Source organism: Streptomyces sp. EDA2-14, from assembly GCF_054963755.1.
Map to the genome: position 1 here is coordinate 105,157 of NZ_JBUEGE010000006.1, position 23,930 is coordinate 129,086.

The 23,930-nt window shown below is 69.1% G+C and carries 23 protein-coding genes and 2 pseudogenes; 15 read left to right on the forward strand and 10 right to left on the reverse strand.

All coding sequences use genetic code 11. The features are described from left to right. Nucleotides 1-61 precede the first annotated feature (61 nt). Both ACY34M_RS18245 and ACY34M_RS18250 read right to left on the reverse strand, forming a co-directional pair. Nucleotides 62-1,594, reverse strand: coding sequence for a DHA2 family efflux MFS transporter permease subunit (locus ACY34M_RS18245; RefSeq protein WP_462720255.1), 1,533 nt, complete (start codon nucleotides 1,592-1,594; stop codon nucleotides 62-64). Between the two features lie 252 nt (nucleotides 1,595-1,846). Then, nucleotides 1,847-2,629 carry a MerR family transcriptional regulator gene (locus tag ACY34M_RS18250; protein WP_462720256.1) on the reverse strand — a complete coding sequence of 261 codons (783 nt, stop codon included), beginning with the start codon at nucleotides 2,627-2,629 and terminating at the stop codon, nucleotides 1,847-1,849. 106 nt (nucleotides 2,630-2,735) lie between these two features. Here ACY34M_RS18250 and ACY34M_RS18255 point away from each other — a divergent pair, with 106 nt between their 5' ends. From ACY34M_RS18255 to ACY34M_RS18270, 4 genes are all read left to right on the forward strand, one after another. Next, on the forward strand, nucleotides 2,736-3,848 hold the full coding sequence (locus ACY34M_RS18255; RefSeq protein ID WP_462720257.1) for a serine hydrolase domain-containing protein: 1,113 nt from the start codon (nucleotides 2,736-2,738) through the stop codon (nucleotides 3,846-3,848). 427 nt (nucleotides 3,849-4,275) lie between these two features. Beyond that, entirely contained in the window at nucleotides 4,276-4,653 is a 378-nt protein-coding gene (locus ACY34M_RS18260; RefSeq protein WP_462720258.1) for an RNHCP domain-containing protein, read from the forward strand. Between the two features lie 15 nt (nucleotides 4,654-4,668). Continuing rightward, nucleotides 4,669-5,106 (forward strand): RNHCP domain-containing protein, encoded by a 438-nt coding sequence (locus tag ACY34M_RS18265; protein ID WP_462720259.1) that lies wholly within the window; start codon nucleotides 4,669-4,671, stop codon nucleotides 5,104-5,106. Nucleotides 5,107-5,287: 181 nt separating this feature from the next. Further along, complete coding sequence (locus ACY34M_RS18270; RefSeq protein WP_462720260.1) at nucleotides 5,288-6,448, forward strand: calcium:cation antiporter; 1,161 nt, start codon at nucleotides 5,288-5,290, stop codon at nucleotides 6,446-6,448. Nucleotides 6,449-6,623: 175 nt separating this feature from the next. Here the strand turns inward: ACY34M_RS18270 and ACY34M_RS18275 are convergent, their stop codons facing one another. Continuing rightward, nucleotides 6,624-7,553, reverse strand: a complete 930-nt coding sequence (locus ACY34M_RS18275) for a calcium-binding protein (RefSeq protein WP_462720261.1) — start codon at nucleotides 7,551-7,553, stop codon at nucleotides 6,624-6,626. A 303-nt stretch (nucleotides 7,554-7,856) separates the two neighbouring features. Between ACY34M_RS18275 and ACY34M_RS18280 the strand changes: the two genes are divergently transcribed. Beyond that, nucleotides 7,857-8,867 (forward strand): aldo/keto reductase, encoded by a 1,011-nt coding sequence (locus tag ACY34M_RS18280; protein ID WP_462720262.1) that lies wholly within the window; start codon nucleotides 7,857-7,859, stop codon nucleotides 8,865-8,867. A 140-nt stretch (nucleotides 8,868-9,007) separates the two neighbouring features. Here the strand turns inward: ACY34M_RS18280 and ACY34M_RS18285 are convergent, their stop codons facing one another. Then, entirely contained in the window at nucleotides 9,008-9,439 is a 432-nt protein-coding gene (locus tag ACY34M_RS18285) for an OsmC family protein (protein WP_462720263.1), read from the reverse strand. Between the two features lie 76 nt (nucleotides 9,440-9,515). Further along, nucleotides 9,516-10,385, reverse strand: coding sequence for a helix-turn-helix transcriptional regulator (locus ACY34M_RS18290; RefSeq protein ID WP_462720264.1), 870 nt, complete (start codon nucleotides 10,383-10,385; stop codon nucleotides 9,516-9,518). 448 nt (nucleotides 10,386-10,833) lie between these two features. Between ACY34M_RS18290 and ACY34M_RS18295 the strand changes: the two genes are divergently transcribed. Then, nucleotides 10,834-11,043 carry a 4-oxalocrotonate tautomerase family protein gene (locus ACY34M_RS18295; RefSeq protein WP_462720265.1) on the forward strand — a complete coding sequence of 70 codons (210 nt, stop codon included), beginning with the start codon at nucleotides 10,834-10,836 and terminating at the stop codon, nucleotides 11,041-11,043. A gap of 585 nt (nucleotides 11,044-11,628) precedes the next feature. After that, a complete protein-coding gene (locus ACY34M_RS18300; RefSeq protein WP_462720266.1) occupies nucleotides 11,629-12,060 on the forward strand; it encodes a hypothetical protein in 432 nt (143 codons plus the stop codon). Between the two features lie 424 nt (nucleotides 12,061-12,484). On the opposite strand, the gene ACY34M_RS18305 is transcribed toward ACY34M_RS18300, so the two are convergent. Beyond that, the gene (locus ACY34M_RS18305) at nucleotides 12,485-13,498 is read right to left on the reverse strand and encodes an NADPH:quinone reductase (protein WP_462720267.1); all 1,014 of its coding nucleotides are present in this window, start codon (nucleotides 13,496-13,498) and stop codon (nucleotides 12,485-12,487) included. A 117-nt stretch (nucleotides 13,499-13,615) separates the two neighbouring features. Between ACY34M_RS18305 and ACY34M_RS18310 the strand changes: the two are divergent. Then, nucleotides 13,616-13,972, forward strand: a pseudogene (locus ACY34M_RS18310) (integrase core domain-containing protein); the annotation flags it as partial. A 64-nt stretch (nucleotides 13,973-14,036) separates the two neighbouring features. Here ACY34M_RS18310 and ACY34M_RS18315 read toward each other — a convergent pair. Next, complete coding sequence (locus ACY34M_RS18315) at nucleotides 14,037-14,261, reverse strand: hypothetical protein (RefSeq protein ID WP_462720444.1); 225 nt, start codon at nucleotides 14,259-14,261, stop codon at nucleotides 14,037-14,039. Here ACY34M_RS18315 and ACY34M_RS18320 point away from each other — a divergent pair. Then, nucleotides 14,169-14,399 (forward strand): integrase core domain-containing protein, encoded by a 231-nt coding sequence (locus tag ACY34M_RS18320; RefSeq protein WP_462720432.1) that lies wholly within the window; start codon nucleotides 14,169-14,171, stop codon nucleotides 14,397-14,399. The two genes, ACY34M_RS18315 and ACY34M_RS18320, sit on opposite strands and share 93 nt — an antisense overlap. A 164-nt stretch (nucleotides 14,400-14,563) precedes the next feature. Next, nucleotides 14,564-15,022 carry a DinB family protein gene (locus tag ACY34M_RS18325; RefSeq protein WP_462720433.1) on the forward strand — a complete coding sequence of 153 codons (459 nt, stop codon included), beginning with the start codon at nucleotides 14,564-14,566 and terminating at the stop codon, nucleotides 15,020-15,022. Between the two features lie 17 nt (nucleotides 15,023-15,039). Here ACY34M_RS18325 and ACY34M_RS18330 read toward each other — a convergent pair whose 3' ends face one another. From ACY34M_RS18330 to ACY34M_RS18340, 3 genes are all read right to left on the reverse strand, one after another. After that, on the reverse strand, nucleotides 15,040-16,014 hold the full coding sequence (locus tag ACY34M_RS18330; RefSeq protein ID WP_462720269.1) for a zinc-binding dehydrogenase: 975 nt from the start codon (nucleotides 16,012-16,014) through the stop codon (nucleotides 15,040-15,042). 73 nt (nucleotides 16,015-16,087) lie between these two features. After that, nucleotides 16,088-17,053: a methyltransferase gene (locus ACY34M_RS18335; RefSeq protein WP_462720270.1), complete on the reverse strand. Its 966-nt coding sequence runs from the start codon at nucleotides 17,051-17,053 to the stop codon at nucleotides 16,088-16,090. Between the two features lie 134 nt (nucleotides 17,054-17,187). Continuing rightward, on the reverse strand, nucleotides 17,188-17,814 hold the full coding sequence (locus ACY34M_RS18340; RefSeq protein WP_462720271.1) for a helix-turn-helix domain-containing protein: 627 nt from the start codon (nucleotides 17,812-17,814) through the stop codon (nucleotides 17,188-17,190). A gap of 92 nt (nucleotides 17,815-17,906) precedes the next feature. On the opposite strand from ACY34M_RS18340, the gene ACY34M_RS18345 reads away from it, so the two are divergent. The 5 genes and pseudogenes from ACY34M_RS18345 (at nucleotide 17,907) to ACY34M_RS18365 (ending at nucleotide 23,913) form a co-directional block, all read left to right on the forward strand. Next, nucleotides 17,907-18,911 (forward strand): NAD(P)/FAD-dependent oxidoreductase, encoded by a 1,005-nt coding sequence (locus tag ACY34M_RS18345; protein WP_462720272.1) that lies wholly within the window; start codon nucleotides 17,907-17,909, stop codon nucleotides 18,909-18,911. A 138-nt stretch (nucleotides 18,912-19,049) separates the two neighbouring features. Then, on the forward strand, nucleotides 19,050-20,663 hold the full coding sequence (locus tag ACY34M_RS18350; protein WP_462720273.1) for an MFS transporter: 1,614 nt from the start codon (nucleotides 19,050-19,052) through the stop codon (nucleotides 20,661-20,663). 200 nt (nucleotides 20,664-20,863) lie between these two features. Then, a pseudogene (locus tag ACY34M_RS18355) lies at nucleotides 20,864-21,474 on the forward strand (IS110 family transposase). Nucleotides 21,475-21,865: 391 nt separating this feature from the next. Then, on the forward strand, nucleotides 21,866-22,420 hold the full coding sequence (locus ACY34M_RS18360) for a hypothetical protein (RefSeq protein ID WP_462720274.1): 555 nt from the start codon (nucleotides 21,866-21,868) through the stop codon (nucleotides 22,418-22,420). Between the two features lie 188 nt (nucleotides 22,421-22,608). Next, nucleotides 22,609-23,913 (forward strand): phospholipase D-like domain-containing protein, encoded by a 1,305-nt coding sequence (locus ACY34M_RS18365; RefSeq protein ID WP_462720275.1) that lies wholly within the window; start codon nucleotides 22,609-22,611, stop codon nucleotides 23,911-23,913. Nucleotides 23,914-23,930: the final 17 nt, after the last annotated feature.

Here is a 23,930-nt window from a genome sequence, read left to right on the forward strand (position 1 = left end):
GCTCTGGGAGCGGGGGAACAGCCACGGCCTCCTCAAGCTCGGCGCGTCTGCCCCGCTTCGGCTACGCCGCTGACTCCGGGTGGCTCTCGGAGGCATCCGGCGCCCCGGCCCCCGCAGGAGGCGCGGAACTCTGCACGGAGCCCGCACCACGGCCGAACCACAGCGATGCCGCGAACGCCACAAGGCCGACGATGCCCGCGAGGACGAACGCCGCGCTCAGGCCACTCGCGTCGGGCGCACCGGACGCGCCGTCGGACCAACGGGACGCCACGGTGACGAAGACCGCCGTACCGAAGGCACCCGCGACCTGCTGCATCGTCGCGAGGATCGCACTGCCGTGGGAGTGCAGGTGGTCCGGCAGCACGTTCAGGGACGCCGTCATCAACGGGGTCATCATCAGGCCGAGCCCGCCCATGAGCAGCAGGTGCATGCCGATGACCGCCGCCAGCGAGGAGTCCGGGTCGAGCAGCGAGAACAGCCACAGCGAAGCCGCCAACGCGGCCGCCCCCGGGATCACGAGCGGACGGGCGCCGACGCGGTCGTAGAGCCGGCCCACGGGGCGGCCGAGGAGGCCGAGGAGCAGGCCGCCGGGGAGGACGGCGAGGCCGCTGACGAAGGTGGTCGTCCCCATGACCGTCTGAAGGTAGAGCGGCAGCAGAATCGCGGCCGCGCCCAGCATGCACATGAACAGCAGCGCGGACAGCAACAGGGCTACGGAGAAGGTGGGGTTCGCCAGGGGGCGCAGGTCCAACAGGGCGCGATCCTGGCGCTGCAGGCGCAGTTGGCGCAGGACGAACACGGTGAGGGACACCAGACCGGCGACGATCGGCATCCAAGGCGCGACGACGTGCTCCCCGCCGCCGGACTCGCCGATGGAGGCGAGGCCGTAGAGGATGCCGCCGAAGCCGATGGCGGAGAGCACCACCGACAGCACGTCCAGCGGCACCTTCCGCGTCTCGCTGTCCAGGCGCAGCCATATCGCACCGATCACCAATGCGGCCAGTGCCAGCGGCAGGACGATCCAGAACATCCAGCGCCAGCCCAGCGAGGACAGCACCGCGCCGCCCACCGTCGGGCCGATGGCCGGGGCCACCGCGATGACGATCGTGATGGTGCCCATCATCGCTCCGCGGCGCTCCGCGGGGACAAGGCGCATCACCGTCGTCATCAGCAACGGGATCATGACAGCGGTGCCGAAAGCCTGCACCACACGTCCGGTGAGCAGCATGTCGAAGCCGGGCGCGAGGGCGCTGATCAGGGTGCCGGTGCTGAAGGCCGTCAGCGAGGCCAGGAAGATCTGGCGCGCGGAGAAGCGCTCGAGAAGGAAGCCGGTGATCGGGATGACCACGGCCATCGTCAGCAGGAAGCCGCTGGTCAGCCACTGCACGGTCGTCGTCGAGACCCCCAGGTCGACGGTGAGGTCGCGCAGGGCGACGCTCAGGATCGTCTCGTTGAGGATCATCACGAACGCGGACGCGACAAGGACGGCGATGAGGACGCCCGCGCGCGCCGATGTCCCGCCCGAGGGCGGGGCGTCCTTACTGCCGCCGTCACCGGGCGCGTCCACGCTCTCGACGTTTGTTGGCTGGCTCATGTGGGGCTGTACCTCGCAAGAGTCGGTCGAAGTCATGGGCCAGGCCGTACGCCGCGGGCCAGGGCTTGGCACACACGGGCAGGCCGGGCCCCTCAGGGCGCTCACCGCAGGTCAGGAGAACGGCGCGCACACGTAGCACGCACTCAACCCCCAACGGCCCGTCGGGGCAGGGCATTCCCGGTATGACGGCGATCACAACAGATCACGCCATCTCAACGGATCACGCCATCGCAGCGGACCGCCGCCGTCGGCCTATCCCTGCGGGAAGTCGACACCGGCCGCGCGCAACCGCGCCTCGACCAGCGCGTTCAGCCGGGCGATGGAGGGTGCGTCGTCCTCCCGGTGGCGGTTTACCAGTGCGTATCGGGCCGCGTTGTCGGACCGGCCCCGAAGCCCCGTCCCCGCCGCCAGCAGCTCGCGGTCGGCCAGCACCTTGTCGGCGAGCGCTGCCGCCAGTTCGTCGAGCCGCGGATCGTCGGGCGGCCAGGACCCCGCTTCCCAGGCGCGCTTGGTCAGCTCGACATGCTCGGGATCGTCGAGGAGGTGCTCCAGCCGGGTCAGGAAGGTGTCGAACATCTCCGGGACCAGGGCTCGGGTGAGCACCAGCGCCTCTCTCTGAGTGCTCAAGTACTCGACGGTGAAGCCGAGTTCGGTCATCCGCTCCAGGGCCGCGCAGGCCCGGTCGGGCAGCAGCGCCCTGTCGCCTTGGGCGATCCTGTGCAGTGTGTCGCGGCGCGCGACCAGGTCCTCGATCTGTTCGGTGAGCCGCCGGTGTACGTCGTCCAGGGCGGCGGTGAACCGCTCGGGCTCCGCGTCGAGCAGTTCCCCGACCTCGGCGAGCGGCACTCCGGCCCCGGCCAGGGTCCGCGCCTGGACCAGCCGGAGCAGTTCGGCCGAGCCGTAACGCCGGTAGCCCGATGTGTCCCGCTCCGGCTCGGCGACCAGGCCAAGCCGGTGATAGTGCCGCACGGTCTTGATCGTGACGCCGGCGTAGGCCGCCGCCTGACCGATGGTGAGCCCACCCTTGGCACGCATCCGTTCCAACTCCCCCCGAAGAGACTTGACCTTGACCTTAGGGCAGGGACCAGGCTCGCCGTACTGCCACTTCAGGCAGAGGACCAGAGGAACAGAGGAGACGACCATGAGCCAGTCCCCGCACACCGCAACCGACTTCCCCGTCGGCCCGGACCGTCCGCACCTGCGCGGCATCCTCCAGGAGATCGTCGATTCCGGCATCACCGGAATCCAGCTGCGGGTGCACGACGAGCAGGGCGCGTGGGTCGCCACCGCCGGCGCGGCGGAACTGGACCGCAGTGCCAGGCCCCCGGCCGACGGGCACGTCCGTATCGGCAGCAACACCAAGACCTTCACCGCGACCCTGGTGCTGCAACTGGTGGCCGAGGGCAAGGTCGACCTCGACGCGCCGGCCGTCGACCACCTCCCCGAGCTCGACCTCGACCGCCGGATCACGGTGCGCATGCTGCTGCAGCACACCAGCGGGGTGTTCAACCACACCGGCGAGCTCAACGAGGACGGAACCGTGGCCGCCGGGATCACCTCGACCCTCGCGGGCAAGGAGTGGGTGGACAAACGCTTCCACACCCACCGCCCACGGGACCTGGCCCGGCTGTCGCTGTCGAAGCCGCCGCGGTTCGAGCCGGGCGCGGGCTGGAGCTACTCCAACACCAACTATGTGCTGGCCAGGCTGCTGGTCGAGAACGTCACGGGCCGTCCGTGCGCCGAGGTGACACAGGAACGGATCCTGGACCCGCTCGGCCTGACGGGCACGGTGGTGCCGGGCACCTCGCAGGACATCCCCGAGCCGTACGCCCACGCCTACTACCGGTACGAGGACGCGGGCAACGTACGCACGGTCGACGTCAGCCGCCAGAACCCGTCCTGGGTCGACGCCGGTGGCGACATGATCTCGACCACCCGGGACCTGCACACCTTCATCTCCGCGCTGGCCCGCGGCGAGCTGCTGCCCGCCCCGCTCCTCGCCGAGATGACCAAGCCGCACCCCGTGAGCGCCTTCGGACTCGGCCTGCGCATCCAGCAGACCGGCCCCGACGGCGACACCCTCCTGTTCCACAACGGCGGCCACAGCGGCCACGCGGCTCTGATGTACAGCACGGCCGACGGCAGCAGGACCCTGACCGCCGCGCTCAACTATGTGGACGACGCCGAAATGACCTTGGCGCAACCGTTCATGAAGGCTCAGGACAGCCTCGTCCAGGCGGTGTTCGGCAGCTGAGCCCGCGCAGGAGGTCAGGTGGGCGGCGGTGGGGCACTCCATGCCCCTTGAGGGGTCAAGGCGGCGTCCGTGCCGGGGCTCGGCTCTCGTCTGATGTGCCGAGCGAAGGAACCTCCTGGCGTGCGCGGAAATATTCGCTCGCCCACGCCCCACCGGCCTGCCTACCCTTTCCCCGCTGCTTCCTTCCGCACGGCACTCCCTGCCCGTGCGGCCGAACCACCGGGCTCCGTGCCCACCGAGAGGGTGTCTTGATGACCCGGCCCGCGCCGAGCGCGCCTCACCGCGACGTACCACGTACGCATACGCATACACGTACTGGACGTACACGTACTGCACGTACACGCCGCGGATAACCGACCGATCCAGCCGTCGAGGCCGCTCGGCCTGCTCTTGCTGTCGATGACCACCTCCCCAGCAAGGAGCACAGGTGTCCGAGCACACCCCCAACCCGAACCCCAGCCCCACCCTCAATGTCAGTACGTTCGTCTGCGCCTGGTGCGGTCTCACCGTGACCCTCGCCGATCCGGACGGTCGTAGCCGTAACCACTGCCCTTCGTGTCTGCACTCGCGCCATGTCATGGACCACGTTCAGGGCGGCCGCACCGAGTGCCACGGTCGGATGTCCCCGATCGCCATCGCCGTCCTGCGGACCGGCGACTGGATGATCGTCCACCGCTGCGTGCGGTGCGACGAACTCACCTCGAACCCGGTGAGCCCCGACGACAACCAACTGGTGCTGATGCGGATGGCGGTACGGCCACTGGCCCAGCCGCCCTTCCCCCTCGAAACGTTCGGAACACTGTGAGCGGGGAGGTCCGGCATGCCACGCCGTAACCGAACGTCGTCCGACGGCCCCGCCTCCCGGCGGCGCCGTCAGCGCGACAAGGACGTCCTCCACGACCAGCGCGACGGTCACCGCACCCGCGACTTCCGCTGCGCGGGCTGCCGGTTGGACGTGTCCCTGGACGCCCCGGGCAGTGGCCACCGCAACCACTGCCCGAACTGCCTGACCAGCCTGCACGTGGACGCCCGGATCCCCGGCGACCGCGCGTCGGACTGCCGGGGCCGAATGGACGCCCTGACGGTGTCCTGCCGCCCGGACGGGGAGTGGCTGATCGTCCACGAGTGCCGCTCGTGCGGCGAACTCTCCACCAATCGCGTCGCGGGCGACGACAACGCCCTGGTCCTGATGCGCCTCGCGGTCCGCCCGCTCCGGGCCACGGGCCGAGCGGCGAACAGCACGCTGCTGATGCTGTGAGGGGGTGGCCCGGTACGGACAGCGCTCCGTACCGGGCCACCCCTGAAGGCGGAAGGGAAGCCCAGCTCAGTACGTGAACCGCGCCGTGCTCCGGTAGCCTGTGGGGCAGAAGGTGCGTTCGGGACGGCCCGTACGTGAGAGGCAAGCGCTGGGACGGCCCGCAGATTGGGAGATCTGACCCGTGTCGGTCGTCTCTGGTATCCGAAAAGTCCTGACTCCCCGGGCGCTGACGCAGCTGCTGCTCGGCTGGATCGCCTTCGGTTCGCTGCTCTTCGCGCGCCCCGCACTGGAGGGCCCGCTCTCGACGCCGGTGCTGTTCGGGCTGCTCGCGGTGATCGTCCTGGTGATCGTGGCGTGCGCCTTCGGGGTGGTCACCCAGGCCGAGCGCCTGTCCCACCGGCTGGGAGATCCGTACGGAACCCTGGTTCTGACGCTGTCGATCGTGGTGATCGAGGTCATCCTGATCTCGTCCGTGATGCTCGGGCCGGGGGAACACGCGACGATCGCCCGTGACTCGGTGATGGCCGTGTCCATGATCATCCTCAATCTCGTCGTCGGGATCGCGCTGCTCGTCGCAGGTGTCCGTCATGGCGGCCTGCGGCCCAACCGTGCCGGTGTCTCCTCGTACGTGTCCCTGCTGGTGGTCCTGCTCACGACGGCGTTCGCCCTGCCCGGACTGATCGGCTCCGACGGCGCCTACGCGGCCGGCCAGGAGGTACCGATCCTCGTCTCCACCCTGGTGCTGTACGTCTTCTTCCTCTGGCGCCAGATGGGCCCCCAGAGCGAGGACTTCCAAGAGGTCACCACCGCGCCGACCGCGTCTGCCGCATCTGCCGCATCCGACGGGGCCCCGGCCCGGCCCGGCATCATGGACGTCCTGTCGGCCCACCGGACCGAGGTGCTGTCACGCGCCGTGGTGCTGGTGCTGACCGTCATCCCGGTCGTGCTGCTCTCCCACGACATGGCCACCCTCCTCGACGAAGGACTCGGTCGCATCGGCGCCCCGGCGGAACTGTCGGGCATCCTCATCGCGATGATCGTCTTCCTTCCGGAGACGATCACCACGATCCGCGCCGCCTACACCGGAGAGATCCAGCGTGTGAGCAACCTGTGCCACGGCGCCCTGGTCTCCACCGTCGGTCTGACCATCCCGGCCGTCCTCACCATCGGACTGTTCACCGGCCAGACCGTCCACCTCGCCGAAACGCCCGCGAACCTCGTCCTGCTCGGCGTCACCCTGCTCCTGACGGTGACATCCTTCTTCGGCAAGAAGGTCACCGCCGTACACGGCGGCGCCCACCTGATGACCTTCCTGCTGTACGCGCTCATCGTCTTCTCCTGAGCACGGCTTCTCCTGAACACGGCATCGCCGGCTACCGGCAGTACCTCGTTCGGCTCTGGACCTCGCGAGTGGTCGGCCGCAGGCCCTCGAAGTGGTCCAGAGCCGGGCCGTACCACGCACATGCGCTACGACCACTCGACGACCACAACGAAAAGAGGCCGCTCCTGCCCCGGGCTCAGCGCACGTCGACGCAGTCACCGGTGGCGGTGACCGGCGGCGTGGTGGAGGTGCCCTCGAACTTGTAGCGGTAGCAGCGGTCGGTGGTGGCGGTGCGAGTCTGCTTCTCGACGCCCGCCTGGCTGCCGGTGCCGGTGATGTGGCTGCTGGAGGTGGCGTACGAGCCGGTCAGCGAACGCTCCTGGAGGCGGACGGTCTGCTGGGTGTAGCCCGCGTACTTGTGGGTGTCCCAGTTGGCGCGCTCCAGCTTGCCGGTGATCGTGATCGTCTTGCCCTTGGCGACGGGCTCGGGGGCCGCGTTGTTGCTCAGCCGGGACCAGCGCTTGAGGTACCAGGTCTTGGCGTTGTCGGTGCGCACGTCGGTGGTCGCTTCGGTGATCGCATAGAGGGAGATCTTCCAGGCTCCGGCGTCCTCGTTCTTCAGGTATCTCTGGGGGTCGATCTTGAAGGTGGCCGTGCAGCTGTAGGTGGCGTCGCCGGACTGGGCGCAGGGGGCGGTGCCCGCATCGAACTGCTCGGAGTTGAAGAACTGCTTCAGTCCGCTGTCGCGGTCGGTGCCGCGCCAGATCGACGCGTGGCTGCCGTAGAGCTTCGACCCGCCGCTGACCGTCCACTTCACGGTGATCGTCTGCGTGTTCGTCGTCCCGACACGGGCACTGTTGCCGCCGTTGACGGTGATGCCGGAGACGACGGTGGCGTCGGCAGTGCTGTCGACCAGGCTCCTGGCCTTGGGTGCGGCGGCCTTCGCCGCCGACGCGTCGGCGGCCGCGGCCCTGCTCTCCTCCAGCGCCTCAGCCGCGTCGGTCCCGCCCGCCATCGCCGACGGGGTGACGAGCAGGCCGACGGCGAGCCCGGAGGCGGCCAGTGCGCCGACGCCCAGGGTCACCTTCTTGCCGGACGTCAACTTCTTGCGGGAGTGCTGGGACATGAGGAGGCTCCGTTATCGACGATCGACTATCGACGGGCGGATGCAGGTCGCGGACAGGCGGACCCACATCACGTACGGCCACAGCGGCCGCACAGTCTTGATCGGCGACGAAGCGAAAGGGTTGCACGCGCGCGACAGTTGAGGTCTGTGAGGTGAGTCACCTGGCGGTGTCGTGTCGCACAGGCAGGTGTGCGCGATGGACGTGATCCAGGCCCGGTCGGTGAACTCATGCTCCACGTCTCCGAATTCCGGACCGAGACGTATTTGCGTTGGAGCGCACTTCAATTCCTAGATTTCGGCAGCATGCGATACATCAGACTCGGAACGACCGGACTGGAAGTCTCCGCCATCACCCTCGGCTGCATGAGCTTCGGCGAGCCGGACCGGGGCGGCGAGCCCTGGTCGCTGGGCGCGGACGCCAGCCGGGACATCATCAAGCAGGCCCTCGACTGCGGCGTCAACTTCCTCGACACGGCCAACGGGTACAGCGCCGGAAGCAGCGAGGAGATCGTCGGCCAGGCGGTCAGGGACTTCACCCGGCGCGAGGAGGTCGTGCTCGCCACCAAGGTCTGGATGCGGATGCGCCCCGGCCCGAACGGCGCCGGACTGTCCCGCAAGGCGATCTTCGCCGAGCTCGACGCCTCCCTGAAGCGACTGGGGACCGACTACATCGACCTCTACCAGATCCACCGCTGGGACTACGACACCCCGATCGAGGAAACTCTCGAGGCGCTGCACGACGCGGTCAAGTCCGGGAAGGTCCGCTACATCGGAGCCTCTTCCATGTACGCCTGGCAGTTCGCCAAGGCCCTGTACCTGGCCGACCTGAACGGCTGGACCCGCTTCGTGTCGATGCAGGACCACTACAACCTCATCCACCGGGAAGCAGAGCGGGAGATGCTCCCGCTCTGCGCCGACCAGGGCATCGGCGTGATCCCATGGAGCCCGCTGGCGCGGGGCAGGCTGACGCGGACCCGGGACACCGCCACGGCGCGCGCCGAGACCGACGCGGGCGGCAGGATCCTCTACCGCGACGAAGACCAGGCGGTGGCCGAGCGCGTCCACGAGATCGCGGGCAAGCGGGGTCTGTCCCCGGCTCAGGTCGCCCTGGCCTGGGTCATGCGCAACCCGACGGTGGCCTCGCCCGTCGTCGGGGTCACCAAGCCGGCCCAACTGGCCGACGCGGTCGCCGCGGTGGACGTCGAACTCGACGAAGACGAGGCCACCTACTTGGAGGAGCCCTACCAGCCGCACGAGGCCGCCTACTTGGAGGAGTCCTTCTACAAGCGGCAGCCCGTGGCGGGCTCCCGGTAGCCCGGGCTACCACCGGGCCTGCGACGAGTCCTTGGCCCCGGCCTTCAAGCCGGAATCGCCAGGGGTGTCATCACAGATCGGGCACCGATCGTTCTGGAGCGGAACCAGGTCCGGGCCATGTCGGCGCGTGGTGTCCGGGGTCAGGCGTCCTGCGACACGGTCGCGGTGACGGGGGTGCCCGCCTCCACCGTGCGGCTCACCGTGCACAGGCGGTCGTGCGAGCTCTTCACCGCTCGCGGCAGGATCGCGCGGGACCGGTCCCCCTCCGGCCCGTCCGGGAACGTGACGTGGAAGGTGACCGCGAGGTCCGTCATCCGGTTTCCCCCCTCGTCCTCGACCTTGTCGCCGGACGCCGTGACGGTGAACGCGGTCGGCTCGGCGTGCCGGGTCGTGGCGACCTCCACGTCGACGGCGGTGCAGCCCCCGAGCGCGGCGAGCAGAAGCTCGACCGGAGTGAAGTCCGCCTCCGAGCCGGTGCCGAAGGTCAGCGTGCCTCCACGGGCGTTGGTCGCGGTGAACCGGCCCGGGCCGGCACGTTCGATGGACACGGAGCGCAGCGCGTTGTCAGTCATGGCGCCGACAGTAGTGCCCGGCCGCGCAGACCACCGACCACCGCGGACCGCGCGTTCCTCAGCTGTCTGCGGGTTGTCAGTGTGACGGGCTGGTGACTGTCTGAGTGCCGATGACGGCGAGCAGGTTGAGGAGATCCGCGCTGTCGGTGCCGACGGCGGGAGTGAACCAGAGCAGCCGCTGGCGGCCGTCCTCGCTGAACAAGTTGAGGCAGTTGACCTCGATCACGCCGAGTGCGGAGTGGTTGAGACGTTTGCGGTCGTCGCGCCGGAACGCCACATCGTGGTCGGCCCACAGGGATCGGAACTCTGGAGAGGTGTCGAGCAGCGAGCAGATCATCGAGCCGGCTTCGGTGTCCTTGGCGTCCCGTCTGGCGGCGGCCGCCCGGAGGTCCGCGACGAAGGCCCTGGACTGGGCCTCATGGTCGGACTCTGGATACAACCGCCGGGCGTCGGGCTCGGTGAACCACCGGTGGACGAAGCTGGCCCGTGCGCCCCGGTAGCCGGACTGGTCCCCGAGCAGCGCCACTGCCATCGGGTTCTGTACCAGGGTGACGTGCAGGTCGGTGATGACCTGAGCGGGTGTCGAGGTCAGTCGGTCGAGCAGGTCGAGCATGCCGGGGTGGACGTGCGAGGCGGGCGAGCCGTGCACAGGCACCGGACGGTCGGCCAAGTGGTAGAGGTAGTCGCGCTCGTCGGCGGTCAGACGCAGCGCACGCGCCAGCGCGGCGACCATCTGCTCGGAGGGCTGGGACCCAGCGCCGCGTTCGAGTTCGTTGTAGTAGTCCACCGACGCGCCGGCGAGCTGGGCGACCTCGTCACGGCGCAGCCCCGGCACCCGGCGACGCGGCCCGGAAGGCAGCCCCACATCAGCCGGGCGGATGCGTGCACGTCGCGAGCGCAGAAAGGCTCCCAGCTCTGCGTATTTCACGGAACCCATGCATCTCATACTGCGTCCTGTCGCGCTGCCGACCCAGGGGATGACGTCCCCTGGTTCCCCCGGCCGACGCCTCATATCGTGAATGACATGAGCCCAAAACACGCCATTTCCACCGCAATCCCCTTTCCACGGGGGCCCGATGGGTTGCCGTCGTCACCGGCGGATCACGCGATATCGGCCGGACGGCATCCCTCCAGCTCGGTTGCGGCGATCACAGCGGCCGGTGTACGGGCGATCCGTGTGCAGGCGGCCGTGGCGGACGTGCATGCGGTCGCTGCCTTCCTCACCGGCCCGGCAGGAGACTGGGTGAACGGCCTGCCCCATGGTGAACGTCCCGAGCGAAGTACTTCCGCCACATCGGCATCGACGAACTGCTGAACCACCACGCGAGCCTCTGACCACGCCGACACCAGATCACACCTCCGCGCCACGGAATCGTCACTGAAGGAGAAACACCATGCCTTTCGCCCACTTCAAGGTCCCCGCAGGCACTGTCACCGCCGAGGACAAGCAGAAGATCGTCGAGCGCACCACCGACCTGTACGCGGAGATCTACGGTGAGCGGGCCCGCCCCACCACCGTCGTCCTCATCGACGAGGTCCCCGACGGCGGCTGGGGCGTCGCCGGGAACGTCCTGACCGCCGCCATGCTCAACGGCGACGCCTGACCTTCGAACTCGTTCAGGGCCGACGTTGTCGTACGGGGCGGGTGCGGATGTCGGCGCAGCCGAAGGTCCCGGGGAGCGGTTCGTCCGACCGGCACACCGACATGTCCCGGCACTCAGCGCGGAGAACCACCGGCCCCATGGCAACCCCAAGCAAACGCCCGGACGAACTCCGCAAGCACGCAGTCCGGGAGGCCCCCGCTACCGCTGGTCGGCCGACCTGTGGGGCTCGCAAGTCATCTCTGCCGGTGGGACGGCGGCCAATTGCCAAGGCTGGTGGTTGAGATGTTGCGGTGGTGACCGCCGGGATGCTGTGCAGGGCAACCCGGCGTTTCTGTCGTTTCTGTCCGTGCCGGGCGTCCTGCTGCGCCGCAGCACGGCCACGGACGCCGAACTACTGGTCGCGATGTACACGCGTACGGAAGACACCGACGAGTACGAAGAGGGCGGGAGCGCCAAGACGACGCCCCGCCCTCGCCTCCGCCGAGTGCCCGAGATCGGCGACTGTCACAGGTCGGCCACAGGAGAACACGCTTTCCTCACGCGTGAGTGATGATGTCCCGTCAGCACATCCTCATGGGGGGAACCATGAACCACCGCTACACCACCGCCGCCGGCATCCTCGCCGCCGCGGCCCTCGCGCTCACCGGCTGCACCGCCGACAACACCAACGAGGCCAAGCCGAAGTCGAGCGCCACACCGGTCACTCCGCAGCCGAGCGTCGCCAAGGTGGAGGAGGGCAAGCCCGCGGGCACGCCTCTCGTCATCCCGCCGGAGCCGACCGGCGCCAAGCGCGCTGAGCTGCTGCGTGCTCTCGCGGCCGCCAATCCGGCGGTCGTGAAGTACGAGGACAAGGCGATCGACGCCGCACGCAACCAGTGCAGCGCCTTCGGCGAGGGCGTGAAGAGGCCGGACCGGCTGGCCTCTCAACGCTTCACGTACAAGGACGTAACGACCACAGAGGCTCAGGGCAAGCAGATCAACGAGGCGCTCAAGGGCCTCGGGTTCTGCAAGGCCTGACGCACGGAATGAACCCGGCCTCCGGAGACAAACTGTCTTCGGAGGCCGCCTCGGCAGGACGCACCGCCTGAGCCGGCAACGGCGCGTCGTCACGGCAAGCGAGTCCGGGGCATGGCCTCCTCGGTCCCTCCGTCTCGCTCTCGCCGACGTCCACACCTGGCCCGTACCACCGTGGGCCGAAGCCCTGTGCACCTGAAGAAGCACACAGTTCCCGGCCCGCCAGAGCAAGGGCGCACACTCGGACACCGAGCAGCCGCTGACGTAGCCGCGCCTGGCCGGCATGGTTTTCCCGGCGCCCCGGCCATGCGTCGATCGCCTGACGATGGCCGCGCCGGCGACCATCCCGCTTCGGTCTCCGTCTCCGTTTCAGTGGCGATGGCTCAGTCCGTATTCACTGCGCGTCGGTCAGCGGTCCGCGATGTGGTCATGGGATATCGAGCAGGACCTTCCCGACGACACCTCGTTCGAGCGCCGCGTGGGCGTCAGCGGCGCGCTCCAGCGGGAAGCGGTGCAAGGGCAACCCGGCCTCCTCGCCCACCCGCAGCGCGCCCGCTCTCACGGCCGCCGTGACATCGGTGACCGCCTGCCGCTTCGCCTCAGGCCGCACGGTGTAGACGAAGACGCTCTGCCAGCGCAGGTTCGCCGGCAGGGTGGTGAGCACCGGCACGGTGAGTTGCTCGTCCTCGCCGCCCGAGTAGTAGGCCACCACAGCTCCCGGTGCGGCCACCGCGGTATCGAGCGCTGCGTTGGCCCCCGGTGCGACCTCCACGATGATGTCGACGCCCTCGGGGGCGAAAGCCAGGATCTCCGCCGCCGCGTCCTGCGTGCGGTAGTCGACCACGCGGTGTGCACCGGCCACGTGCGCCAGCGCGGCCTTGGCGGGGCCGCTGACCGTGGTGATCACACGTGCTCCCGCCCAGCGGGCCAGCTGGACAGCCGCGTTGCCGACCGCGCCCGCGCCGCCGGCCACCAGAACGGTGGCGTCCCGCAGGGTGCCGGGCGCGATGCGCTCCGGTCCGCCGTCGCGAACCGTCAGCGCACGGTGGGCAGTCAGGGCTGGGATGCCCAGGGCGGCGCCGAGTTCGAACGGGGCGTCGTCGGGCAGAGAGACAGCCTGCCGGTCGGGGACGAGCGTGTACTGCTGTGCCGTTCCCCAGGACCGCTGCCAGGCGGCCTCCCAGACCCAGACCCGCTGCCCGGCCCGCACCGGATCGACCTGCGGGCCGACGGCGTCGATCACCCCGGCACCGTCCTGGTGGGGCACCTGCTCACCCATGCCCGGAGGCAACGCCCGTCTGCGGCTGCGCCAGTCCGTCGGATTGACGCCCGAGACGTGCATGCGCACCCGCACCTCGCCAGGGCCCGGCTCGGGAATCGGACGCTCGACGAGCCGCAGGACCTCGGGGCCGCCGGCGGCCGTCCGGATGACGGACTTCATCTCTCACCCATCTTTCGCTCACCCCCGGGAAACGAGCACCACCCGGCGCGGGCGCCGCCCTGCACGGGGCACCGTGATGAACCTCAGGCGCAGAATCACTATTCCGAGAGGACTCACCACGGCACACGCCGCCTGCACATTGCCGGCGTGACTGCTCATCCCACCACCCCCTGGACGGTGCAGCAGGCAAGAAGCCTGGCCATCGAGTCCGGTGTGCGGGCGGCCTCGTTGCGTGTTCTGCTCCGCGACCGAGCCACGAAGGACACGGAGTCCTTCGATGCAGTCTTCGCAGCCGACGACATCGAGGCCGTCAGGGCCGCGCCACGAGCTCCTCGGATGAACGCGCACCGCGAACGGGTCATCGGCACCCTGCGGCGCGAGCTCCTCGACCACCTGCCGACATGGAGCGAGGCCCACGCCCTACAGCCCCTGGACGCCTACGCCCGGCACTACAGCAGTCATCGCCCGCACGAGTACGCATACCCAGCCTGACCAGCAGCGACGGGTTTCCGAACGGCACAAGTTCCAGCACTTCCTGCTACGCGACCGCGACGGCAAGTACGGCGAGGAATTCGATGCCGTCGTCTGTGAAGCCGAGGAACTGGACGTGGTCAAGAGCGCGCCACGGGCTCCCCGGACGAACGCCCACTACGAGAGAATCATCGACACCATCCGGCGCGAAGCGCTCGACCGCGTCCTCATCCTCAACGGGGCCCACGCCCGGCGCGTACTGGCTGCCTATCAGCGGCACTGCAACGGGCACCGCCCACACTCGGCCCGCGACCAACTACCGCCCAGCTCCCGCGAACATCCCGGCGCCGTGCAGGACTCTGATAGCCGGAGAGTACTGCGCAACCGAACCCTCTGCGGCCTGATCAACGAGTACCGCTGTACCGCTTGACCAGAGGCGATGACTTTTCGAGCGGCACACGATGCCGGGTGGCGGGCTGGGAAAACGTGATGGCTGCCCGTCAGGGCACATGCCAGGATCGAACGATGGGCAATCCTCGCTGCGAGCTGTTGCGCTGGCAATTCGACATGACCTGGTCGTTGTTCGAGTAGCACCTGGAGCGGCTCACACCCGAAGACTTCCTTTGGCAGCCCACCGATCTGGTGTGGACCGTGCGCCCGGACACTGCCGGGAACTGGCTGCCGGATTGGGCCGACACCGAACCCGACCCGGTGCCGGTCCCCACCATCGGCTGGGTGAGCTGGCACATCGGCTGGTGGTGGAGCACCACCATCGATCACACGCAGGAACGCACACCGCGGGAGCGTGCCGACATCACCTGGCCCGGCAATGGGCCGGCGGCCGTCGCCTGGCTCCAGGATCTGCGCACTCAGTGGCTGGCGTTCCTGGACAGGCTCAGCGACGTCGACCTGGAGGCCACCTCCACGCTGCCGTGGCAGACTCCGCCGGACAACACCGTCGGACACATGGTCGCCTGGCTGAACGCCGAGCTGATGAAGAACGTCGCTGAGATCGGGCAGCTGCGGCTCATTCGTGCAGCCTCGAAGTCGTGAGGGCCGCAGGGCTCTCGTCAGGCGATACGCAGGATCACCTTGCCGGTGAGTGCGGGCCGGTCGAGAAGTTGCCCAGCCCGTTCCGCCTCGCTGAGGTCGAGGACCGAGTCAACGACAGGGCGTACGTCGTGGGTTCGCAGTAGGCCGGGCAGGGCTTCGCGCAATCGGGCGGTGAGGGCGTGCAGTTCGTCGGCCTCGCGGCCGCGGAAGGTCGTGCCGATCAGCTGTATCCGGCGGGCGGCGAGCGTTTCGAGGTCGAGGTGGGCACGTGTCCCGGCGAGCCGTCCGATCTGCACGATCCTGGCGCGGGGAGCGGCGGCGCCGAGGAGGCCGGTGAGGACGGGGCCGCCCAGGTGGTCGAGGCAGACGTCGAAGGCGTCGGGGCCCAGTGCCGTGGCGATGTCCTCGCAAGCCGTGTTGACGACCCGGGTGGCGCCCAACTCGTGGAGAAGGCCCGTCTTGGCCCGGGAGCGGGTGGTCGCGATGACCGTACGGGCGCCGAGGGCCCGGGCGAGCTGAACACCGATGTGGCCGACTCCTCCGGCGCCCCCGGTGATGAGGACGCGGTCGCCGGGCCGGAACCGGGCTGCTCCGGTCAGGGCGTCGTATTCGGTGAGGAGTGCGCTGGGCAGGCCGGCGGCAGCGACGAGATCCACGGGGTGGGGCGCGGGCAGGACGAGCCGGTGGTCGACAGCGACCAACTCGGCGCAGGCCCCGCCCGTCTGTGCCATGACGTACTGACCGGGCGCGAAGCCAGTGACCTGGTCACCGACCGCCCGCAGCCGACCGGCCATCTCGAAGCCGACGCGGTCCGGCGCCACGTTCCAGTCGGCGCTGGACGGGACATAGGCACCCTCGCGCATCAACAGGTCGGCGCGGTTCAGCCCTGCGGTGGCGACTTCCACCAGCACCTGGTCCGGGGCGACGGCGGGCGACGCGATCTCGGACACGGTCCACGTAGGCGGTGCGCCGGTAGTCAGGAGTGCACGCATGGGGTGATTGTCGCCGACCCTGCGCGTGCCGACGAGGCTGTCCGGCAGGCAACCCCGGCTGGCCTGCCAGGTGTCAGGAGCGGCGGGCGGCCCAGACGGTGCGCTCGGTGCGTACGGCGAGATCTTTGCGGTGCAGAAGGCTGTTCGAGCTGCTGGTGTCCAGGAGTTCGTCGAGTGCGGCGAGGTCCTCGGGGCTGAGGCCGGGTGCGGCGACGCCCCGGATGCGCTGCAGACTGCCGTAGGCGTAGCGGCCGATTGCCTCGCTGCGCCCACCTTCGATGTTGACGGTGAGGGTGCGCTCGTCCTCGACGGTGAAGCCGACAGCCGTCAGCATCGGTCCCCAGTCGGCGCCGCGGTGGGGAACGTGCTCGGCGTGAAAGGTGTCGGTCGCGGCATGGGCACGCTCTTCGAGGCCGGGCCGGTTCTCCGGGGCGTGTGCGGGCAGGAAGCGGGGGAAGCCCGCGAGTTCGACCACGGCGAACAGGCCGCCGGGGGCGAGCAGTTCGTGGACGCTCCGCAGCGCGCGGTCCGGATTGGCCATGTGGTGCATCGAGGCCGAGGCCCACACCAGATCCGGCGTGCCGAGTTCGGGCCAGTGGTTGCTGTCGAGGTCGGCCTGCACGGTGCGTACACGGTCCTGGAGGCCGCGGGTGCAGGCTTTGGTGCGCAGGCGCTGAAGGTGTTCGGCAGACGCGTCGACGGCGGTGACATGTGCGTCGGGGAAGCGGGCGAGGAGCGCGAAGGTGCCCGCGCCGGTGCCGCAGCCCAGGTCCACGACGTGGCGGGGCTCGCTCTTCAGCGGCAGCCAGTCGGTGATCGACGCTATGTGCTCGGCGAGCACCTCGGCATCCAGATCGAGGATCTCCGCCTGCCCGCCATCGCCGTGCTCGTGATGGCTGCCATCGCTGTGCCCGTAATGGCTGCCATCGCTGTGCTCGTGGTGGCTGCCATGGTCGTGGTCGGGGTGGCTGCCATGGTCGTGGTCGGGGTGGTGACCGCTTTCGCCGTGGTGGGGGGTGTGCTGATGGGGTCGGGTCATGCCGCCACCGTATGGTCGCCATGCCTCTGTCGCACAACCTCTTGCGGAATGCGCAACAAGGTGACGTGATGCGCTGCCTGCCACGCAATATCGCCGACCGCGCCCAGGGGGCCGTCCGGTGCGAATGCGGCCCGCTATTCGCGAGGACCCCGGGCGCCTCCGCGGTCGGCTTCGGGGGCGGCTTCGGGGGCGTCGGAGCCGGCGTCTTTCTGGTGGCCGCGGCGGGCGTCGCGGTCGAAGATGCCCATGATTTCGCAGGGTCCGCCCTCGGCGCCGATGGCGTGCGGCAACATGGTGGGAAACTCGGCGGCCTGGTTGGTTTCTATGCGAAAGCGCCGGTGGCCGAGCATGAGGATGGCGGTGCCGGACAGTACGACGAGCCATTCGCGGCCGGGGTGGGCGCGCATGCGGGCCGGGTTGTCCGGCGGCGGGTTGGTCATCCGCTGGCGCATGACGGTCATGCCCGGGTCGGCTTTGACGGGCCAGCGCATCAGGCCGTGCTTTCCGTCGATCATCGGGCTGATGACGACGTCGTCGGCGGCGTTCTCCACGAGCTGGTCCAAGCTGGTGTCCAGGGCGCGGGCCAGGGTGACCAGCTGGTCCAGGGCGAGGCGGCGCTGCCCGTTCTCGATACGGCTCAGTGAGGACTGACTGAGGTTGGCCCGGGTGGCCAGTTCCTCCAAAGACCAGCCCTGTGCGACGCGCAGCGCGCGGATCCGTTTGCGTACGAGGCTGTCCAGCTGCCCATCTTCTTGCGTCATAGGCAACATCGTATGCCCTAGATGCAAAGCAGGCTTAACGTCGAATGCAGATGGTCCAGCACGCGGGGCCACGTACGACGAAAGGGCGCGACATGTCTGCGCAGACTTCTCACTACGAGAGCGACGCACTGCCCACCGAGACCGTGGACGTCGTGGTGATCGGCGGCGGCGCCGCGGGCCTGAACGGTGCACTGATGCTGGCCCGCTCGCGCCGCTCGGTCGTCGTCATCGACAGCGGCACCCCGCGCAACGCCCCCGCAGCAGCCATGCACGGCTTCATCGTCCTCGACGGCACCCCGCCCCCCGAGATTCTCAAGCGCGGGCGTGAGCAGGTACGCGAGTACGGCGGCCGGATCGTCTTCGGGAAAGTGGCCAGGGCTGTAACCGCAGCCCCCTCCCAGGACGGCGACTTGCGATTCACCATCGCCCTGGCCGACGGCCGCACGCTGACGGCGCGCCGGGTCCTGGTGGCCACCGGACTGCGCGACGTGCTGCCCGAGGTGCCCGGACTGGCCGGGCACTGGGGTCACAGCGTGGTGCACTGCCCCTACTGCCACGGCTATGAGGTGCGCGACGAGCCCATCGGCATCCTCGCCACCGGCCCCGCCTCCGTCCACCACGCCTGGCTGTTCCGCCAACTGACGGATGACCTCGTCTACTTCACCCGCGGCACCGATCTGGACTCCGATACCCGCGCCCGCTTCGCCGCCCGCAACATCCGCATCGTCGAGACCGACGTCACGGAGGTCGTCAACGACGACGAGGGCGCCCTCACCGGCGTCCGCCTGACCGACGGCACCGTCGTGGGGCGGCGGATCCTGGCCGTGGCCACGCGGATGCAGGCACGTACCGAAGGCCTGGAGGGTCTGAAGGTGCCGGTGGAGGACCTGCCCGACAACATGGGCCACCGCTTCGCCTCCGCCATGGCCGGCACCACCGATGTCCCTGGCGTGTGGGTGGCCGGCAACGCCACCGACCTCACCGCCCGGGTCGGCGCCGCTGCAGCGGCTGGAGCCCTGGCGGGTTCCCACATCAACGCCGTGCTGGCCGCTGCGGACACCGACGCCGCGCTCGCCGCACAGAAGACCGCCGGCTGAGACGTAAGTCCCGCAGCCGAGGAACCGCGCGCGACCGTCGTCCTGCGGTCCGCGCGGAGTGCAGCACCCCTGTCTCACCAACCTGGCGACCGGCCCTGTCCCGGCGCTGATCCCGCATGCCCCTTTGGGAAGGAAACCATGAGTACCAATCAGCCACCTCAGGCGGCGACCGCGCCCGCCGTCGGTGAGGACGCGCCGGATCCGCGTCAGCTGCGCGCGATCCTGATCACTGTCTCGATCGCGCTGATGGCCGTCATCGCCTCCGTCTCCGGACTGAACGTCGCCCAGACCCACATGGCCGTCGAGTTCGGAGCCTCCCAGAACACCGTCCTGTGGATCATCAACGTCTACACCCTCGCCCTGGCCGCGCTCCTGTTGCCGCTGGGCGCGATCGGTGACCGTTTGGGCCGCAAGCCCATGCTCATCACCGGCCTGATCGTCTTCGGCGCCGCCGGCGCCGGCGCGGGACTCGCCCCGTCCGCCGGGGTCATGATCGCCGCGCGCGTGGCTGCCGGCATCAGCGCCGCGATGATCATGCCGATCACCCTTGCCGTCATCACCGCCACCTTCCCCGAGGAGGAGCGCGGCAGGGCGATCGGGGTGTGGACCGGAGTCGCCGGAGGCGGCGGCATCCTCGGCATGTTCCTGTCCGCCCTGCTGGTCGACGTCGCGGACTGGCGCTGGCTGTTCGTGCTGCCCGTGGTCCTGGTCGTCGTAGCACTGGCGATGACGCTGAAGTCGGTGCCCAACTCCCGCGAACGCTCCGCCCATTCCTTCGACATCATCGGCGCCCTGGTCTCCACCATCGCCGTGATCGGTCTCATCTTCGTCCTGCAGGAAGGTCCCGAGCGCGGCTGGACCGCCCCCATCACCTTGATCAGTCTGGCCGTAGGCATCGTCGCCGCGATCGCCTTCGTGGCCTGGGAGTTGCACCGCCGCGACGCCTCACTGCTTGACGTGCGCCTGTTCCGTGAGCGCGGCCTTGCCTCCGGCTCCATCACCCTGCTCGTCGTCTTCGGCGTCCAGGCCGGCATCGCCGTCGTTCTCTTCCCGTTCTTCCAGGCCGTACTCGGCTGGTCCGGGCTGCTGTCCACCGTGGCGATGATGCCGATGGCCGTCATGATGATGGTGACCTCCGGCCTGGCCCCGAAGATGGCCGCCAAGATCGGCGCCCGCTCAACCATGGCCGTCGGTGTCGCCCTGGCCACGCTCGGCCTGGCGCTGATGGCGCTGTTCGTGTCCGTCGACGGCGGCTACCTGTCCATCCTGGCCGGGATGCTCGCCATGGGCATCGGCATGGGGCTGTCGATGACGCCGTCCACCGAGGCCATCACCAGTTCCCTGCCGCGCGCCAAGCAAGGCGTCGCCTCCGCACTCAACGACGTCACCCGTGAATTCGGCACCGCCCTCGGTGTCGCGATGCTCGGCGCGCTCCTGGCCAACGGCTACCGCAGCGCCATCGACGGCAAGCTCGACGGCATCCCCACGGACGCCGCCGACACCGCACGCGAAGGCATCGCCAACGCCATCGAGGTCGCACCCACCACCGGCAGCCGCACCCAGGACCTGATCCACGCCGCACAGCGGTCCTTCGTCGACGGCTGGCAGCAATCCATGTGGGTCGGCGCCGCCGTGATGGGTGCCCTCCTCCTCTACGTCGCCCTGCGCGGCCCGAAGAACACCGCACCCCTCCAGCCCGGCGCCGAGGCAGCCCGCGAGACCGGAGTCACGGACAACGTCGCCGCCCACTGACCTCGCAGGTGGCCCTCCGCCTGCACGAGGGCCACCTGCTCCGCGTCGCACGCACCGTGTGGATCATGTCGGCGTTCGCAGAGATGTTGCGAGGCTCAGAAACACAAACTGTCGTCCCACTTTGAAGCCCCAGAAAAAAGGGCCGTTCGAAAATAACCCTTCACCTGAAACGTTCGATCGTTCGAACTCGTCGGGACGACGTGGGCAAGGCCGAGCATCACGGCACGGCTCTACTGAGGGACGGCCGCACCGCCTTCGACAAGCCACTGCCCAACAGTGAACCGGCCCTGCGCCAACTGTTCGCCCGTCTGCAGCGCAAGGTAACCGTGCTGGTCGTGGTCGACCAGCCGGCCTCGATCGGCACCCTGGCCGTGACCGTCGCCCGCGCCAGCGGCTGCTAAGTCGCCCATCTGCCGGGCCTGCCCATGCGGCGGGCGGCCGACCTGCACCCCGGCAGCGGCAAGATCGACGCCCGCATCCTGGCCGAGGTCGGCGACGCCCGCGCGTTTCCCACCGCCGTCCACCTCGCCTCCTACGCGGGACTGAACCCCACCACCCACCGCTCGGGGACCTCCATCCGCGGCGAAGGCCCGCCCCGCGGCGGCAACAGACACCTCAAGCAGCCCTGTTCCTCGCCGCGTTCACCTCGCTCAGCAGCCCCGCATCGAGGACCTACTACGGCAAGAAACGCGCCGAGAACAAGCGCCACAACGCCGGCCTCATCCGGCTCATCCGCCGCCGGGTCGACGTGCTCTTCGCGATGCCCCGCGACAACGCCCTCCACCAACCGCGCCACGAACAAGCAGCCTGACCACGCCCACAGACCTTGACCGCGGACCGCGTCCGGTTCTTCGGGCAGATGCGCCACACAGCCGAACAGGCCCGCAACGAATCCCAGTTACTCCTCCGCGGGCGAGCTCTCCACCTGTCCGAGTACGACGCTCAACCCGACACCGGCAACTGGCTCGCCCACCAGCCGCCCACCCAACGCCCGAGCGACTGGCTCGCCCTCTGGCTCAACTTGCGCAGCGTCGCGACCGCTTCCCCGATTTCTCGTGCAACCCTCGGACGCCTCTACGAGTCTCCTGTGTGCCGAACGGTGGGTCACGCCTGGAACAAATTCGGGCAAACACCAACACGCCAACACCTCATCGAAGCGGGATGTCCGCCGGACGCCTCTGTCCCCTGCAGGAGCTCAACGCATGGCCACGCACATACGCCCTACCGCCCCGCCTCCGACGCGCATCCGCGTCGCCACAGCGAGCACCTTGGCGGCGCCCCTGACCGGCGGCCTCCGCGCCGCGTCGGCAGGCACGGCCGGCGCGGCCGACTCCGTCACGCACCACAAGGCGGATTTCAACGGGGAGGGCTACGGCGACGTCGCGTCCTCCGCCGGCAACGCCATTGCGTACGGGCAGAAGAACGCCGGGGCCTTCGTCGCCCTGTACGAATCGGCTAACGGCATCGCATCGGCCAAACGCACCACCATCAGCCAGAACACCACCAGCGTGCCCGGCTCCTCCGAGGCGGGTGACGGCTTCGACGACCTGGCGATTGGCGCCGAGCGCGAGGAGGTCGGCACCGACCCCGAAGGCGGCACCGTCGCGATCCTTCAGGGCTCGGCCTGCGGTCTGCCCGGTGGCGCCACCGTCGCCGACTCCGCGGCCTCCCCTCACGGCCGCTGGGGCGCCACCCTCGCCGCGAGCGACGGCGACGGCGACGGCTACCCGATGTTCGGGGCGAACGCCGCCGACTGAGCCGAAGCCGTACGTAGTTCATCCGACCCGATGCCGGGCGATCCCGTCACACCGAACTGCCGGACAGGCCCGCCCTGCGACGTGGGGCGACATCAGCCACCAGGCCCACCTCGGCGACCACTCATTGGTCGATCGGCACAGCAACACCCCGACTCGTCATCGTCAACACCCCAGTGAAAGGCCCGTCCATGAAGCGCACGCTCACGTTGATCACCGCTCTGGCCATCACCGCACTGTCGCCCACAACGGCGCACGCGGCGATCAAGAAGGCCAAGGCTCCACTCAGTTGCGAGACGCGGACGTTCACCTCAAGACCGGGCCCGAGCTTCAGCGACCCGGAAGACCCCGACGCCCAGATGAACGTCATGGGCCCGATCATCGACTCGATCAACAGCGCCAGTTGCGGACAGACCATACGCGTCGCCATGTACTCGATCGGCAGCACGCACCCGGGCCCGGAATTCGCAGGCGCCCTGATCGCCGCACACCAGCGCGGCGTCATCGTCAAGGCCCTGATGGACTCTCACAGCGACAATGCGATCTGGCAGTCGATGGTCACCGAGTTGGGCAACGACCCGCGAGCCTCCAGCTTCGCCGCGCTGTGCCCGGGCGGCTGCCTGACCCACTACTCCGGCTCCGCCCTGCACGCGAAGTACTACATGCTCAGCGGCGGGAGCGACGCGAACAGAACGGTGACCGTCAGCAGCGCCAACCCCACCTCCGCCCAGGCCAGAACCGCATGGAACAGTGCCGCCACCGTCAAGGGCAACGTCGACCTGTACAACTCCTACGTCCGCTACTTCACAGCCATGGCCAAGGGGGCGCGGGGCGGCCCGGGCCCGTTGGTGCCCGACTACTACAACACCACCAGCGGCCAGGCCGCCAGGAAACTGTCCCCACCCTCCTACCAGTGGCCCAAGGCGCGCTCCAAAAGCGACACCTGGGTCGACTTCCTGAACAACGTCAAGGCGCCGGCCACGATCAACATCGCCATGTTCCAGTGGACCTCTCACGGGCAACCGGGCGACCGGAACTATCTGGAGCTGCCGAAGAAGCTGGTGAGCCTGGCAAAAACCGGCGTGAAGATACGGATACTCTTCACCGCCGGTCAGGTTGATGGCAGCGTGCAGAACTACTTGAAGGACCGGCCGAATATCACCGTGCACGACACCAGCCGCGGCACCGACGCGAACGGCAACGCTCTGCACTACACGCACGACAAGTACATGATGGTCAGCGGCGGTTACGCGGGTTCGTCCAACTCCAGGCTTGTGTTCGTCGGCTCCGCGAACTGGACGAGCAACGGCGTCTGGCACAACGACGAGTCGGACCTGAAGCTGGTCGGGCAGTCCAGCTACGACATGTTCATGACGGACTGGCAGAACCAGTTCAACCGCTGCTGTGGGACCGTGGCGCGGAAGTTGAGCGCCGAGGAGCGCGCCGAGAATACGGCACGCGAGATTCCGATCGATCCGGCGCAGGTCGAGGAATAGGCATTCTCGGCCACCGC